Source organism: Sorangium sp. So ce145, from assembly GCF_051525985.1.
Lineage (GTDB): Bacteria > Myxococcota_A > Polyangia > Polyangiales > Polyangiaceae > Sorangium > Sorangium cellulosum_B.
This window is the reverse complement of record NZ_CP150315.1, coordinates 6,968,777-6,982,938: the sequence shown is the minus strand read 5'-3', so window position 1 is coordinate 6,982,938 and position 14,162 is coordinate 6,968,777. Positions and strand designations below refer to the sequence as shown.

The 14,162-nt window shown below is 72.2% G+C and carries 13 protein-coding genes; 10 read left to right on the top strand and 3 right to left on the bottom strand.

The window, feature by feature from the left end; all coding sequences use genetic code 11:
• The first annotated feature begins 26 nt into the window (after positions 1–26).
• The 4 genes from tssA to WMF34_RS25660 all read left to right on the top strand — a co-directional run bounded on the left by tssA (position 27) and on the right by WMF34_RS25660 (position 4,609).
• Positions 27–1,715 carry a type VI secretion system protein TssA gene (tssA, locus tag WMF34_RS25675; RefSeq protein ID WP_012237615.1) on the top strand — a complete coding sequence of 563 codons (1,689 nt, stop codon included), beginning with the start codon at positions 27–29 and terminating at the stop codon, positions 1,713–1,715.
• A 170-nt stretch (positions 1,716–1,885) separates the two neighbouring features.
• Positions 1,886–2,377 (top strand): type VI secretion system contractile sheath small subunit, encoded by a 492-nt coding sequence (gene tssB / locus WMF34_RS25670; protein ID WP_012237614.1) that lies wholly within the window; start codon positions 1,886–1,888, stop codon positions 2,375–2,377.
• 3 nt (positions 2,378–2,380) lie between these two features.
• The gene (gene tssC, locus WMF34_RS25665) at positions 2,381–3,865 is read left to right on the top strand and encodes a type VI secretion system contractile sheath large subunit (RefSeq protein WP_012237613.1); all 1,485 of its coding nucleotides are present in this window, start codon (positions 2,381–2,383) and stop codon (positions 3,863–3,865) included.
• 153 nt (positions 3,866–4,018) lie between these two features.
• A complete protein-coding gene (locus tag WMF34_RS25660) occupies positions 4,019–4,609 on the top strand; it encodes a TIGR00730 family Rossman fold protein (RefSeq protein WP_437989434.1) in 591 nt (196 codons plus the stop codon).
• A gap of 36 nt (positions 4,610–4,645) precedes the next feature.
• On the opposite strand, the gene WMF34_RS25655 is transcribed toward WMF34_RS25660, so the two are convergent.
• Positions 4,646–5,206 carry an XRE family transcriptional regulator gene (locus WMF34_RS25655; protein ID WP_012237611.1) on the bottom strand — a complete coding sequence of 187 codons (561 nt, stop codon included), beginning with the start codon at positions 5,204–5,206 and terminating at the stop codon, positions 4,646–4,648.
• A gap of 90 nt (positions 5,207–5,296) precedes the next feature.
• Between WMF34_RS25655 and WMF34_RS25650 the strand changes: the two genes are divergently transcribed.
• The 3 genes from WMF34_RS25650 (at position 5,297) to WMF34_RS25640 (ending at position 7,902) form a co-directional block, all read left to right on the top strand.
• The gene (locus tag WMF34_RS25650; RefSeq protein ID WP_437989433.1) at positions 5,297–6,109 is read left to right on the top strand and encodes an SDR family NAD(P)-dependent oxidoreductase; all 813 of its coding nucleotides are present in this window, start codon (positions 5,297–5,299) and stop codon (positions 6,107–6,109) included.
• Positions 6,106–7,131 (top strand): S-adenosylmethionine:tRNA ribosyltransferase-isomerase, encoded by a 1,026-nt coding sequence (locus WMF34_RS25645; RefSeq protein ID WP_012237609.1) that lies wholly within the window; start codon positions 6,106–6,108, stop codon positions 7,129–7,131. The genes WMF34_RS25650 and WMF34_RS25645 overlap by 4 nt, the downstream gene beginning before the upstream one ends.
• Positions 7,132–7,344: 213 nt before the next feature.
• A complete protein-coding gene (locus WMF34_RS25640) occupies positions 7,345–7,902 on the top strand; it encodes a chlorite dismutase family protein (protein ID WP_437989432.1) in 558 nt (185 codons plus the stop codon).
• Between the two features lie 136 nt (positions 7,903–8,038).
• Here the strand turns inward: WMF34_RS25640 and WMF34_RS25635 are convergent, their stop codons facing one another.
• The gene (locus WMF34_RS25635) at positions 8,039–9,733 is read right to left on the bottom strand and encodes a hypothetical protein (protein ID WP_437989431.1); all 1,695 of its coding nucleotides are present in this window, start codon (positions 9,731–9,733) and stop codon (positions 8,039–8,041) included.
• Positions 9,734–10,103: 370 nt separating this feature from the next.
• Here WMF34_RS25635 and WMF34_RS25630 point away from each other — a divergent pair, with 370 nt between their 5' ends.
• From WMF34_RS25630 to WMF34_RS25620, 3 genes are all read left to right on the top strand, one after another.
• Positions 10,104–10,751, top strand: coding sequence for a TetR/AcrR family transcriptional regulator (locus WMF34_RS25630; protein WP_012237606.1), 648 nt, complete (start codon positions 10,104–10,106; stop codon positions 10,749–10,751).
• Positions 10,752–10,837: 86 nt separating this feature from the next.
• Positions 10,838–12,376, top strand: coding sequence for an FAD-dependent monooxygenase (locus WMF34_RS25625; protein ID WP_437989430.1), 1,539 nt, complete (start codon positions 10,838–10,840; stop codon positions 12,374–12,376).
• Positions 12,377–12,423: 47 nt separating this feature from the next.
• Positions 12,424–12,825: a group II truncated hemoglobin gene (locus tag WMF34_RS25620; RefSeq protein ID WP_437989429.1), complete on the top strand. Its 402-nt coding sequence runs from the start codon at positions 12,424–12,426 to the stop codon at positions 12,823–12,825.
• A 71-nt stretch (positions 12,826–12,896) separates the two neighbouring features.
• Here WMF34_RS25620 and WMF34_RS25615 read toward each other — a convergent pair whose 3' ends face one another.
• A complete protein-coding gene (locus WMF34_RS25615) occupies positions 12,897–14,060 on the bottom strand; it encodes a M20 metallopeptidase family protein (RefSeq protein ID WP_012237603.1) in 1,164 nt (387 codons plus the stop codon).
• Positions 14,061–14,162: the final 102 nt, after the last annotated feature.

Sequence of the window (14,162 nt, the reverse complement as noted above, 5' to 3'; positions counted from 1 at the left end):
GGACGCCTTGATATCCTGCGCGCCCCATGGCCGCTGAAGACGCCATCCAACAATCCAAAGAGCGGATCGAGGCGCTGTACGCGCCCATCAACGGCGGCGTCGGCGCCGACGTCACCTACGACGAGGCGTTCGAGGGCCTCAAGAACGAGGTCGACAAGCTGCAGTCGCTCGCGGGCGGCAAGGTCGACTGGGGGCGCATCGCGAGCGTCGCGGATGAGCTCCTGAGCGAGAAGTCCAAGGACTTCCGCGTCGCGCTCTACTACGCGGCGGCGAAGTCGCAGGTCGACAAGCTGCCCGGTCTGCTCGACGGGCTCGTGCTCGTGCAAGAGCTGAACAACGCGTTCTGGGACACCATGTATCCCGCGATCAAGCGGCCCAAGGCGCGCGGCAACCTGTGCGCCTGGTTCGGAGACCTCGCGGCAGGGACGCTCACCGGCATCACCGTCACCGCCGCGGACCGCGACGTGGTGAACGCCATCGACCAGGTGAGCCGCGCCCTGGACGTCGACCTCGCCGACAAGCTCGGTGACGCGTACGGAGGGCTCGGCCCGCTCCGGAACGCGATCCGCAGCCTCGTCGCGAGCCTGCCCGCGGAGGCGCCGCCTCCGCCGCCGCCTCCTCCTCCGCCGCCGCCCCCGCCGCCGCCTCCTCCGCGGGTCGAGCCGCCGAAGGCCGAGCCGCCGCCGGCGGCCACGGCAGCGGCCGCGGCGCCGCCGCCCGCGCCCGCGCCCGTCGCCGCCGCGGGCGATCCGGCGCTCAGCCTCGAGGCGATCGTCGACGAAGACTCCGCGCTCGCCGCCCTCGGCAAGTGCTCGCCCCTGATGGCGCGCGCGGGCGACGCGCTGCGGGCGGCGGATCCGAAGCGGGCGTCCGCGTACCGCATCCTCCGGGTCGGGCTCTGGGTCGACCTCCTCGACGATCCGGGCGCGTCGTCTCCGACGGGCAGCACGGCGATCCCGCCGCCGCCCGAGCACGTGCTGCAGACGCTCCCGGCGCTCACGACCCAGGGGGCGTTCGCCGATCTGCTGCAGGTCGCCGACGAGTACGCGCAGAGCTACCCCCTCTGGCTCGATCCGCACAGGTACGTCGCGAACGCGCTCGAGCAGCTCGGCGACGACTACGCCGACGCCAAGCGGGCGGTGCTCGTCGAGGTGGGCGCGCTGCTGCTCCGGGCGCCGCTCCTGCCGACCCTCAAGTTCAGCGACGGCACGCCGTTCGCGGACGGCGAGACGCAGGCGTGGCTCTCGTCCGAGGTCGCCGCCGCGCTCGGCGGCGCGGGTGCGAGCGGCGCCGCGGCCCCGGCGAGGCCCCGGAGCTACCTCGACAAGCCGCTCTCCGAGGCCCGAGGGCTCGTCGCGAACCAGCAGCCCATCGACGCGATGGCGCTCCTCGAGAAGGCCGCCGCCGCGGCTCCGACGGCGCTGGACCGCTTCCGCGTGAGGCTCGCGATGGCCCAGATCAACATCGAGCTGTCCCAGTTCCTCGTGGCGCGGGCGCAGCTCGAGGCGCTGGAGCACCTCGTCGACCACCACCGACTCACCACCTGGCAGCCGGATCTCTGCGCGGAGCTCTACGCCGCGCTCCACACGTGCTACCGGGTCCTGAACCAGGGCTACGAGGCCACCCCCGAGGCCAAGGCGAAGGAGACGCTCTGCTTCGAGCGCGTCTGCCAGCTCGACGCGGCGCTCGCCTTGAAGATGTCGCTGGGGGAGTGAGCCGGATGCCGGGGGGCAGGGGGCCGAGTGGCCGCGTGGCCGCGTGGCCGCGTGGCAGAGACGGGGATGCGCGTCGCGCCGAGAAGCTTGCCCGAGGGGCGGGGGTTTTGTTCTATGCTCGTTCGGCCTGCGGGCGCTCCGCCCGCTGCTGACGGGGAAAGGAGCCTGCGATGAAAGAGGGATCGGTCGCGCCGAAAGAGCGCGTGAACATCACGTACAAGCCGGCCACCGGGAACGCGAAGGAGGACGTCGAGCTGCCGCTGAAGCTCCTGATGCTCGGCGACTACACGCAGCGGCCGGATCCGCGGCCCCTCGAGGACCGCAAGCCCATCAACGTGGACAAGGACAACTTCCAGAAGGTCATGAGCGAGCAGAAGCTCGCGCTCACCTTCAACGTGAAGGACGTCCTGTCCGAGCAGGAGAACAGCGAGCTCACGGTCAACCTCAAGTTCCGCCGGCTGAGCGACATGGAGCCCGAGGCGATCGCGAACCAGGTGCCGGAGCTCAAGAAGCTGCTCGACCTGCGCGCCGCGCTGACGGCCCTCAAGGGCCCGCTCGGAAACGAGAAGGCGTTCCGCAACAAGATTCAGCAGATCCTGAGCGACCCGGCTCAGCGCAACAAGATCGTCAGCGAGCTCGGGCTCGACAAGGAAGGGGAGTGAGCGATGGCGACGGAGACACAGGCCGCGGGGAGCGCGGGCGTCCAGACCCTCGAGGGGGGGTCGCTGCTCGACGAGATCCTCGCCGAGACGAAGATGACGCCCGGCGACGAGGGGTACGAGATCGCCAAGCGGGGCGTGCAGGCCTTCATCTCGGAGCTCGTCGCCCCGCGGCGCGAGGGCGAGAAGGTCGACAAGGCCTTCGTCGACGCGCTGATCGCGGAGATCGACGTCAAGCTGTCGCGGCAGATCGACGAGATCCTCCACAACCCGAGCTTCCAGAAGCTCGAGTCCGCGTGGCGCGGCCTCAAGTTCGTCATCGACCGGTGTGACTTCCGCGAGAACGTCAAGGTCGAGATGCTCAACTGCTCCAAGGAGGATCTCCTCGCCGATTTCGAGGACGCCCCCGAGGTGCCGAAGAGCGGCCTCTACAAGATCGTCTACTCGGCCGAGTTCGGGCAGTTCGGCGGCAAGCCGGTCGGCGCGATCATCGCGAACTACGAGTTCGGCCCGGGCCCCCAGGACATCGCGCTCCTCCAGAAGTGCGCCGCGGTCGCGACGATGTCGCACGCGCCCTTCATCGCGGCGGCCGGGCCGCAGTTCTTCGGCCTGAAGGACTTCCAGGGGCTGCCCAACCTGAAGGACCTCAAGGCGCTCTTCGAGGGGCCGCAGTACACGAAGTGGAACGCGTTCCGCGAGACCGAGGACGCGCGCTACGTCGGGCTCGTGATGCCGCGCTTCCTGCTCCGCCTGCCCTTCGGCGCCAACACCGTCCCGGTGAAGGCGTTCAACTACGAGGAGGACGTGGTCGGCAAGCACGACGCGTACTGCTGGGGCAACGCGACGTACGCGTTCGCCACCCGGCTCGCCGACAGCTTCGCCAAGTACCGCTGGTGTCCGAACATCATCGGCCCCCAGGCGGGCGGCTCCGTGGAGAACCTGCCGCTCCACCAGTACGAGGCGATGGGCGAGATCCAGACGAAGGTGCCGACCGAGATCATGCTCACCGAGCGGCGCGAGTTCGAGCTCTCCGAGGAGGGCTTCATCGGGCTCACGTTCCGCAAGGACTCGGACAACGCCTGCTTCTTCTCGGCCAACTCCGCCCAGAAGGCGAAGTTCTTCGGGCAGAGCGACGAGGGCAGGGCGGCCGAGATGAACTACCGGCTCGGCACGCAGCTGCCGTACATGTTCATCATGTGCCGCATCGCGCACTACCTGAAGGTGCTGCAGCGCGAGCAGATCGGTACGTGGAAGGAGCGCGCCGATCTCGAGAAGGAGCTCAACGACTGGATCGGCCAGTACGTCGCCGATCAGGACGTCGTCTCCGCGGCGACCCGCGGGCGCAGGCCGCTCCGCAAGGCGCGCATCATCGTGACCGAGGTGCCGGGGAACGCCGGCTGGTACAAGGTCGACATGCAGGTGCGCCCGCACTTCAAGTACATGGGCGCCTTCTTCACGCTGAGCCTCGTCGGCAAGCTCGACAAGGAGTGACCCGCCGGCCCCGGCACCGCCGCCGCGCGGGGGTGCCGGGCCGCGGCGCGGGGGCGCCAGGGCGCGCCGCCGGGGAGAAGGCTACCCTCCACGGCGCGCCGGCCCACCGCTCCCCGCTTGGACGAGCTCGCCTGCCGGCGTAGGCTCGGGCCCATGAGAACGCTCTCCAGGATCTGCGTCTACTGCGGGTCGAACCCCGGCGCGTCGCCGGCCTACCGCGAGGCGGCCGTGCGGCTCGGTGAGCTCCTCGCGGCGAGAGGGATCGGGCTCGTGTACGGCGGGGGACGCGTCGGGCTCATGGGCGTGATCGCCGACGCGGTGCTCGCGCGCGGCGGTGAGGTGATCGGCGTCATCCCGGGGTTCCTCAACCAGCGGGAGATCGAGCACCGGGGCCTGACGGAGCTCCACGTGGTCGAGACGATGCACGAGCGCAAGGCGAAGATGGCCGCGCTCTCCGACGCGTTCATCGCCCTGCCGGGGGGCATCGGGACGCTGGAAGAGCTGTTCGAGGTGTGGACATGGACGCAGCTCGGCTCTCAGGACAAGCCGGTCGGGCTGCTCGACGTGGCGGGGTATTACCGCCCGCTGATCGCCTTTCTGGATCACGTCGTGGCCGAGCAGTTCATGAAGCCGGCCCACCGCGCCGTGCTGCAGGTCGCCGAGGAGGCGCCGGCCCTCCTGGATCTGCTCGCCGCGTGGCGCCCCGGCGCCGAGCCCAAGTGGATGGCGCCCGGCGAGCGGTAGGCGCCGCGGCGCCGTGGGATGCGCGCCGCTGCCCCTTCAGAGCACGCGCGCGAGGACCACGACCGAGTAGCCGACCGCCGGCTGCTTGCCGGGGTTGTGGTACGAGTGGCGCTGATCGCCGCGGAACACGGCGACGTCGCCGGAGCCGAGCTTGAACCGCTCTCCGCTGACCACGAGCTGGAGCTCCCCCGACTCGCACGTCAGGTACTCGCGGGTGCCCGGGGTGTGCGGGACGCCCGTCATCCGCCCGCCCGGGGGGATCGCGATGCGATCCATCTCCATGCCCGGGATCGGGTCCGGCAGGAGCTTGCGGACGAGCGCCTGCCCGGGAGAGCGCGTGGGGAGCGCGTCGCGCGCGTAGAGCTGGCAGGTGGCGCGGGGCGCGGAGAGCATCTCCTCGATGGAGACCTGGAGCGCGGCGGCGGCCCGGTGCAGCACGCCGAGCGTCGGGTTCGCCGCGCCGGACTCGAGGTGCGCCCAGGTCGCCCGCGGCACGCCGGCGAGCTTGGCCAGCTGCTGCTGCGTCAGCCCGCGCGCCTCGCGCAGCTGCTTGATGTTCTTCGCCAGCCGCCCCGCGAGCTCCGCGTCCTGATCCATGCCCGGAGATTAGCACTCTTCCAGGATATTGGCGCACGCTCCAACGAGAGAACCCGCGCGGCGTAGGCTGGTGTCGAGGAGGAAGGCACCATGAACGACGAATCGACCGGAAGCGAGGCGCTGATCCAGGCCGGAGGGAGCTCCCGCCCCTCGCTCCCCCGCGCCGCGCGGGGCGAGCGGTTCGCGCCGCGGGCGGCGCTGGTCACCGGGGCGAGCCGCGGGCTCGGCGCCGCGCTCGCCAGGGAGCTCGCCCGGCAAGGCGCGAAGGTGGTCCTCGTGGCGCGCGAGCGCGGGCCGCTCGAGGCCGTCGCGGCCGAGATCGCCGCGCAGGGCGGGGAGGCGCACGCGATCGCGGCGGACATCGGGGACAAGGGCCAGACGCACGCGATCGCAGGCGCGGCGGCGGCGCTGGTCGGGCCGATCGACCTGCTCGTCCACAACGCGAGCACGCTCGGCAAGACGCCGCTGCCGATCCTGCTCGACACCGAGTGCGAGGATCTCGGGCGCGCGCTCGAGGTCAACGTGGTCGGTCCGTTCCGCCTGACGAAGGTGGTCGCCGGCGCGATGGCGCTGCGGCGGCGCGGGGTCGTCGTCCATATCAGCTCGGACGCGGCGGTGAACGCCTATCCGCGGTGGGGCGCTTACGGCGCCTCGAAGGCGGCGCTCGATCACCTGAGCCGCACGTGGGCCGCCGAGCTCGAGGGCACGGGGGTCGCGTTCTACGCGGTGGACCCGGGCGGGATGAACACGCGGATGCACGCGGAGGCCATCCCCGACGCCGACCCGAGCACGCTGGCGGATCCAGCGGACGTGGCGAGGCGCATCGTCGGGCTCGTCGGCCGCGCCGGTGCGGTGCCGAGCGGCGCGCGCCTCGAGGCCGCGCGCCTTGAGGAGGCGCCATGAGCCCCGCCACGTGGCCTCGCGAGAACCCGCTCGAGGAGCGGCTCCTCCACGTGGACCCGCGCGCGGGGCGCCTGCGCGACGCGCGCATCGCGGATCTGCCCGCGCTCCTCGAGCCGGGCGATCTCCTGGTCGTCAACGACGGCGCCACGATGCCGGCGTCGCTCCACGGCGCGACCGAGCGCGGCGCGGCGGTCGAGGTGCGCCTCATCGGCGAGCTGTCCGAGGGGCGCTACTCGGCCTTGCTGTTCGGCGCCGGCGACTGGCACACGCGCACGGAGGATCGCCCCGCGCCGCCCGCCCTCGGCCCGGGGGACGCGGTGACGTTCGGAGAGGACCTGTCGGCCACGGTCGAGCGCGTGTCTCCGGCCTCGCCGCGCCTCGTCGAGATCGCTTTTCACGAGCGGGGCGCGCCGCTCTGGTCGGCGCTCTACCGGCGGGGGCGCCCGATCCAGTATGCGTACGTCGCGGGCCCGCTCGAGATCTGGCACGCGCAGACGCGTTATGCGAGCCGGCCTCTCTGCGCCGAGCTCCCGTCGGCCGGGCGGCCGCTCGTCTGGGGGCTCTTGCTCGAGCTGATCCGCCGCGGCGTGCGCGTCGCCTCGCTCACGCACGCCGCCGGGATCTCGTCGACCGGCGAGCCGGCGCTCGACGCGCTGCTCCCCTTGCCGGAGCGCTTCGACATCCCGGAAGAGACGGTGGCCGCGGTGCGCGAGGCCAAGGCGCGCGGGCGCCGCGTCATCGCGGTCGGCACGACGGTGACGCGCGCCCTCGAGGGCTGCGCTGCCCAGCACGGGGGTGAGCTCCGGGCCGGCGCGGGCGTCACCGATCTGATGCTCCACCCCGGCTTCCGGCCGAGGGTGGTCGACGGGCTCCTGACGGGCGTGCACGACCCGACGGAGAGCCACTTCCGGCTCCTCGAGGCGTTCGCGCCTGCCTCGCTGCTCCACCGCGCGAACTCCTATGCGGAGGAGGCAGGGTATCTCTGTCACGAGTTCGGCGACTCCTATCTTGTCCTGAGCTGACGCGGGCGACGGAAAATCATCGCACGGAAACCACGGCGAAACCCCTGTCCGCGCATCATCAACCGCGTTGCGTGTCGGGCTCGGCCGGCGCGGAGAGCCCGAGCGCAGCCGCATTCCCGGGCGCTCTCGTGACGAGAGGGCGTGTGGTAGGGCCGCCCCGCCGCCGCGGGTCGGTGGGATTCGTCCGGCGTTGCCGTCGCCTCGGAGCCATCCATGGAAGGAAATCCGGTTCGGGTCAGCTTCGTTGCAGGTTCCGCCGGGGAGTGGCGGGTCGAGAGGACGGTCCTGGTGCGAGGCGAGGAGCTGCCCGCGGCGCCGCGGCTGCAGCGCGTCGAGGGGGGCAGCTTCGTCGCGCCGCCGGAGGCGACCTGGGTGCTGGGCGGCGTGAGGAGCAATGAGCGTTATGTGGAGCTCGAGGAGAGGAGGCGTCTCGTCGCGGTCCAGGAAGACCTCGGCCGGGCGTCGAGCACGCAGGCGGCGCTGATCCCGCTCAGGAAATCGAAGGCGTGGTGGGCGCTCGCGCAGGACGAGCGGCGGGCCATCTTCGAGGCGAGGTCGCGCCATATCGAGATCGGGCTGGAGTACCTGCCGGCCGTGGCGAGGCGGCTCTACCACAGCCGGGATCTCGGCGGCCCGTTCGACTTCCTGACCTGGTTCGAGTTCGCCGAGGGCGACGCCGGCGCCTTCGACGAGCTCGTGGGCAGGCTGCGCGAGACGGAGGAGTGGTCCTACGTGGAGCGGGAGATCGAGGTGCGGTTGTCGCGCGCATAGTACGGAGTCGGCCCGCGACGGCCGACCCGCCTTTGCGAGCGTTCTCGCCTCGACTCGAGATCTGCTGCAACCCGAGCACGCCGACAGGACGAAGAAGGCGCCCAGGTCGCAGAGGGCGCTCTCCGCGCTGTCGCGATCACTCGCAGGCGTGCGTCGTCGTGTTGCACGTGGCCGGCGAGGTGCAGCTCGAGTCGTCGTTGCACTCGACGCACGTGCCGGCCGCGGGCCCGCCGCCGCACACCGTCTTGCCGGGCAGGCCGTCGGCGGTGCAGTCGGTGCCCGCCGGCGCCATCGTGAAGCTCGGCATGGCCGGCGTGCCCGTGCACGCGGCGTCCGTCAAGCAGACGGTCGATGGCACCGGGACATCGGTGACGTCTTCGTCCGTCGTGGTGCCGCCGGCGCCGTCGCAGACGTGCTGCTGGCAATCGCCCAGCGTCTGCCCGGACGGCACGACCGTGCCCGCTGCGTAGCGCTGGCAGGCGCCCGCACCGTCGCAGAACCCGTTGGTCCCGCACGACGCCGCGCCGGTGTCCGGGCACTCGTTGTCCGAATCGCCTCCGGCCGCGATGTAGCCGCAGACGCCGTCGGAGCCGCCGAGCTTCTTGGCCGCGGAGCACGCCTGGCAGGCGCCGGTGCACGCCGTGTCGCAGCAGACGGCATCAACGCAGCGCGCGCTGGCGCACTCGGCGTTGGTCACGCAGGACGCGCCGTCCGGCTTGGCCGCGCAGGTGCCGCCGCTGCAGAAGCCCGTGGTGCAGTCGTCCGCGACGCCGCACGTCTGCCCGACACCGCACCTGTTGCAGGCCGGAGCGCCCTGGAAGGACGCGCCGCCGCAGTCGACGTCCGTCTCGTTGCCGTTCTTGTCGGTGTCCATGCAGCTGGGCGTCGCGCACCTGCCGGCCGTGTTGCAGTAGCCGCTCACGCAGTCCGAATCGAGCGCGCACTCCAGGTCGTCAGCGCAGGGCGCGCAGCCGGAGCCGGCGTCGACGCCGCCGCAGTCGACGTCGGTCTCGCCGCCGTTCAGCGCGCCGTCGGTGCAAGACACGTCCACGCACGTGTGCGTGCCCCTCGGATCGCAGACCTGGGGCTCGGTGCAGTGGGTGTCCGCGAGGCAGCCGACGCAGGCTCCGTTGCCGTCGCAGACCTTGCCGCCGGTAGTACAGCTCGTACCGGCGGTCTTCGGTGAGCTGCCCGGAGAGCCGCCCGGGCACGTGCCGACGTTGCATTCGTCGTCGGCCGGCTTGTCCGTGTCGTCGCGGATCGACGTCGTGCCGCCGTCGCCGTCGCAGACCTGCTGCTTGCAGTCACCCGCCGTCTGGCCCGCCATCGTGGCGATACCGTCGGGCACGTTGGTCGTGCCGCAGCACCGCACTTCGCACGTGGCCTTCACGCACTCCGTGGTCGGGGCCGGGCAGTCGGCGATCGTGTCGCACGGTGTCGCGCCGCTGGCGCACGCCATTGAGCCGCCGGTGCCGCCCGAGCCGCCGGTGCCGTCCGAGCCGCCGGTGCCGTCCGAGCCGCCGGTGCCATCCGAGCCGCCGGTGCCATCCGAGCCGCCGGTGCCGCCCGAGCCGCCGGCGCCATCCGAGCCGCCGGTGCCGCCCGAGCCGCCGGTGCCGCCCGAGCCGCCGGTGCCTGATGACGAGCTGGCGCTGCTGCTCGTCGTCGTGCCGTCGCCGGAGCCACCGGTCCCGCCGGCGCCGCCAGCGCCGCCCGTGTCGGAGATCCGGCTGCGATCGACGGCGACGATGAGCTCGCAGCCGGTCAGGTTCACCGTGAGCGCACCCGCCGCGAGCACCAACGCAGGGAGGAATGTCGTTTTCTGGTTCATGCCAACAAGCACATTGGCCAAGCGCCAGACCTGACCAGGGGCCGAGCCTACAGCAAGAGGCCCAAGGAATCGCCGGTTTTCTCTGACGAGTCGAATCGGCGAAGTCTGGCGCCGCTCGCCACTCGATCGCGCGTTGTCCGCGGCGCCGAGCTCCGCGTCCGGTGCGCCGTGCTGGAGGCGGCCGGCTGCCCCACAGCAGGCCATAGCGGAAGAGGACCCGGCACCCCGCGGGCATGGATCCAACGCGGGCCCGACCGCCGACCCCAGATGGGAGAGCTCGCGCCGGGCGCCCTGTTTCACCGCGCGAGGGGGACGGGCCAGATCGCGCCCTTGACCGCCGCCCGTTCATGAGTAAATAAATATTTACCTGATGTCGCGAGACGAGAAAAAGGAGACGCGGCGGGCGCTCCTCGACGCCGCCGCCGAGGAGTTCGCGCGGCATGGGCCTGACGGGGCCCGCGTGCACGCCATCGTGGGGCGCGCCGGGGTCAACGAGCGCATGATTTACCATCACTTCGGGAGCAAGGAGGGCCTCTACCGCGCGGTCCTCGAGGACCAGTGGTCCGGCCTCATCGAGGGGTGGCGGCCGGCGCTCGAGGCGTCGGCGGCGCTCGAGCCGCGCGAGGGGCTCTGGCGCGCGTTCACGATGTTCTTCCGGCTGCTCCTCTCGCGCCCGCTGTGCATGCCGCTCGCGATGCACGAGGCGATGAGCGGCTGGCGATCCGCGCCGCCCGCGACGCTCGCGATGCTGCCATCGCAGCTGCGCGATCTCTACGAGCGGGGTCAAGCTGGCGGGGTGTTCCGGCGCGATTGCGAGTTCGAGCTCCTGTATTGCACCGTCGTGGGCGCGCTGGCCGGGATCGGCATCTTCGGGCCGCGCTTCTCGGACCTCCGGGCGCGCCTCTCGTGCGATCTCGAGCTCGCCGCGCGCCTCGGCGAGCAGACCGTGAGCCTCGTGCTGGACGGCGTGACCACGCCTGGATGGGGCGGCCGCGCGGGCGCCGGAGGGGCCACGTGACGTGAGCCTCGTTCGTCCCTCATCGCGCGCAGGTCGTCGCTGAACCATCGTTGTCAATCGATCGTTGCTCGACAAGGAGAACGCGTATGAACGTCGATGTCGTCATCGTGGGCGGCGGTCCGACCGGGTTGATGCTGGCCTGCGAGCTGCGGCTGGCCGGCGTGCGCCCCGTCGTGCTGGAGCGGCTGCCCGAGCCCACGGGGCTCTCCAAGGCGCTCGGCCTCGGCGGGCGCGCCGTGGAGATCCTCGACCACAGAGGCCTCCTCGAGCGCTTCCGCGCGGAGCAGAGCGCCGCAGAAATGACGCGCTTCGTGCACTTCGGCGGGATACCGCTGGCCCTCGGCGGCGACCACGCGCGCGTCTCCAGGCGCTTCCTGAGCATCCATCAGGCGCGCATAGAGGCGCTGCTGGAAGAGCGGGCGCGCGAGCTGACGACGGAGATCCGTCGAGGTCACGAGCTCATCGCGCTGGATCAGGAAGGAGAGGGCGCGACGGTCACCGTCCGAGGCCCGGACGGCGACTACCCGCTTCGGGCGCGCTTCGTCGTGGGGTGTGACGGCGGCCGCAGCGCCGTGCGCAAGCTGGCCGGGATCGGCTTTCCTGGACTCCCACCCTCCCGGCTCCTGCGCCTCGCCGACGTCACGCTGGCCGAGGGTGCGACGGAGGACGGGCACCTCGTCCTCTCCGGCGGTCGCCGCGTTCGGTTCGGGCTCGGCGGGATCGCCCTCGTTCCCCTGGGAGCGGGCGTGTTTCGCGTGGTCACGTCGGAGCCGTATCCGCCGGACTTCGACCGGGACGCGCCGATGACACTCGACGAGCTGCAGGCCAGCGTTCGCGCGGCGCTCGGCGAGGATCTGCCCGTCCGCGAGGTGCGGTGGTTGTCTCGGTTCACCGACGCGAGCCGCCAGGCGGATACGTACCGCGCGGGCCGCGTGCTGCTCGTGGGCGACGCGGCGCACATCCATCTCCCCGCCGGCGGGCCAGGCCTCACCACCGGATTGCAAGACGCGGTCAACCTCGGCTGGAAGCTGGCCGCGGAGGTCCACGGCTGGGCGCCGCCGGGGCTCCTCGACACCTACCACGCGGAGCGGCACCCCGAGGGCAAGCGCGTGATCATGCACACCCGGGCGCAGGGCGCGCTGATGATGCGGGACGAGCGCGTCGCCGCGCTGCGCGAGCTGGTCGGCGAGCTGCTCAAGCACGAGCAGAGCCTCCGGTATGTCGTCGAGATGCTGGACGCGGCCGACGTCCGTTACGAGATGCCGGCCGAGCCCGGCGAGCAGCACCCGCTGCTCGGGCGATGGGCGCCGGATATCTCGGTGATGACGCAGAAGGGGGAGACGCGGGTCGCGCAGCTCATGCACGGGGCCAGGGGCGTGCTGCTCGACCTGACCGGCGGCGCCGCGCTCGGCGGCGTGGCGGCGCCCTGGGGCGATCGCGTGGACGTCGTGAGCGCGCGCTGCGCTGCGCTGCCGGGCCCCGCGGAGGCGCTGCTGATTCGCCCCGACGGCTATGTGGCCTGGGCGGCCGCGGCAGGTGAGCCCGAGGCCTCCGCCCACCGCCGGCTGCGCCGCGCGCTCGCCGCGTGGTTTGGCGCGGCCTGCGGCAGCTCCGCGGCGGCCTGAGCCGGCGGCGTGCAGCGCCGGCGCAAATCCGGTAGAGGGCATCACCCATGGCCGAGCCGTCCGAGACCCCTTTCGATCTGCTGGGCGGCGAGCCGGCGGTGCGCCGGCTCGTCGAGCGCTTCTACGACCTCATGGGCCGCGACGAGCCGGCGCTCGCGCGCCTCCACGTCTGCGACGAGGGCGGCCAGGTCGCCCGTGAGAGCCGCGACCGATTCGCGCTCTTCCTGATCGGCTGGCTGGGCGGGCCGCAGGACTACATCGCGGCGCACGGCCACCCGCGGCTGCGGATGCGCCACGCGCGCGTCCCGGTCGATGTGGCGATGCGCGACGCCTGGATGCGCTGCATGCGGGCGGCCATGGCCGATCTCGACGTGCCCGCGCCGCTCCGCGCCTTCCTCGACCAGCGCTTCGCCGAGGTGGCGGACTTCATGCGAAACCGTCCGGGCTGAGCGCTGGATCGGAGCGTCGGAAATTCCGCCAGGATTGCTGACGCGCGGAGCTCGTGCGGCCGCCAGCCGCGTCACTCCGGCTTGAGCGCGGCGAGCGTGGCGCGGGTGAAGATCTCCGCGATGAGCCCGATGGCGCGCTCGTCGAGATCGAACGCGTGGTGGTGGTGCGGCGCCGCGCTCGGCCCGCCCGCGCCCACCGTGAAGAGGCAGCCCGGGACGCGGCTCGTGAACTCGGAGAAATCCTCGCTGACCGTGAGCGGGCCGGGATCCATGACCTCGGCGCGCTCCGTCGCCCGCGCGGCGGCCGTCACCAGATCCACGGGCGCCGCGGCGTTGGCCGTGACCGGGGAGCTCGACAGCACCCGGAACTCGCACGAGGCGCGCAGCGCCGAGCACACGCCCGAGGCGATCCCGTGGATACGCTCGAGCGCGTGCTCCCGGCTCGGCTGCGAGAACCAGCGCACCGTGCCCTGGAGCGCCACGCGCTCCACGACGACGTTGGGCGCGTTCCCGCCGGAGATGGCCGAGATGCTCACGACGAGCGGCTCGCCCGGCTTCGTCTCGCGCGCGACGATCGACTGGAGCGCGGTCACGACCTGCGCCGCTGTGTAGATCGGATCGACCGACATGTGCGGCAGCCCGCCGTGGCCCGCCTTCCCGACGACGGCGATCTCGAACGTGTCGATCCCCGCGAAGAACGGCCCGGGCCGCGTCGCCACCACCCCGAACGGGAAGGGCGAGATCACGTGCGCCCCGAGCGCCTGATCGACGCCGTCGAGCGCTCCCGCCTCGATCATCTGGAGCGCGCCGCCCGCGAGCTCCTCGGCCGGCTGGAAGAGGAAGCGCACCCTGCCGGCGATGCGGTCCCGGCGCGCAGCGAGCAGCGTGGCCGCGCCGAGCAGCGCGCTCACGTGGGCGTCGTGGCCGCACGCGTGCATCACGCCCGGCGTCTCGGACGGGAAATCGTGGCCGGACTGCTCCTCGACCGGGAGCGCATCCATGTCGGCGCGGAGCAGCAAGGTGCCGCCGGGGCGCTCGCCGTCGAGGTCGGCGATGACGCCCGTCCCGGCCACGCCCGTGCGCACCGACAGGCCGAGCCTGCGCAGGCGCTCCGCGACGATCTGGGACGTGCGCACCTCGGTGTAGCCGAGCTCGGGGTGCCGGTGAATGTCGCGCCGCACGGCGACGAGATCGCGGTCGAGGAGCTGCACGTCCCGGCTCAGGTCATCGGCCATGCGCGATGCTAGCACCCGCCTGGATGCGCCGCGCAGGCGTGGACGCATCGCGTAGGTGTGGACGCGTCGCGCAGGTGTGGATGCGTCACGCAGGCGTCGCTC

Bases quoted from the DNA above. Each gene is read 5' to 3' on its own strand.
- tssC (WP_012237613.1), top strand. From the start codon at position 2,381: ATGGCGACGGAGACACAGGCCGCGGGGAGCGCGGGCGTCCAGACCCTC.
- WMF34_RS25660 (WP_437989434.1), top strand. From the start codon at position 4,019: ATGAGAACGCTCTCCAGGATCTGCGTCTACTGCGGGTCGAACCCCGGC.
- WMF34_RS25650 (WP_437989433.1), top strand. From the start codon at position 5,297: ATGAACGACGAATCGACCGGAAGCGAGGCGCTGATCCAGGCCGGAGGG.
- tssB (WP_012237614.1), top strand. From the start codon at position 1,886: ATGAAAGAGGGATCGGTCGCGCCGAAAGAGCGCGTGAACATCACGTAC.
- WMF34_RS25640 (WP_437989432.1), top strand. From the start codon at position 7,345: ATGGAAGGAAATCCGGTTCGGGTCAGCTTCGTTGCAGGTTCCGCCGGG.
- WMF34_RS25625 (WP_437989430.1), top strand. From the start codon at position 10,838: ATGAACGTCGATGTCGTCATCGTGGGCGGCGGTCCGACCGGGTTGATG.
- WMF34_RS25620 (WP_437989429.1), top strand. From the start codon at position 12,424: ATGGCCGAGCCGTCCGAGACCCCTTTCGATCTGCTGGGCGGCGAGCCG.
- tssA (WP_012237615.1), top strand. From the start codon at position 27: ATGGCCGCTGAAGACGCCATCCAACAATCCAAAGAGCGGATCGAGGCG.
- WMF34_RS25655 (WP_012237611.1), bottom strand. From the start codon at position 5,206: ATGGATCAGGACGCGGAGCTCGCGGGGCGGCTGGCGAAGAACATCAAG.
- WMF34_RS25635 (WP_437989431.1), bottom strand. From the start codon at position 9,733: ATGAACCAGAAAACGACATTCCTCCCTGCGTTGGTGCTCGCGGCGGGT.
- WMF34_RS25615 (WP_012237603.1), bottom strand. From the start codon at position 14,060: ATGGCCGATGACCTGAGCCGGGACGTGCAGCTCCTCGACCGCGATCTC.
- WMF34_RS25630 (WP_012237606.1), top strand. From the start codon at position 10,104: ATGTCGCGAGACGAGAAAAAGGAGACGCGGCGGGCGCTCCTCGACGCC.
- WMF34_RS25645 (WP_012237609.1), top strand. From the start codon at position 6,106: ATGAGCCCCGCCACGTGGCCTCGCGAGAACCCGCTCGAGGAGCGGCTC.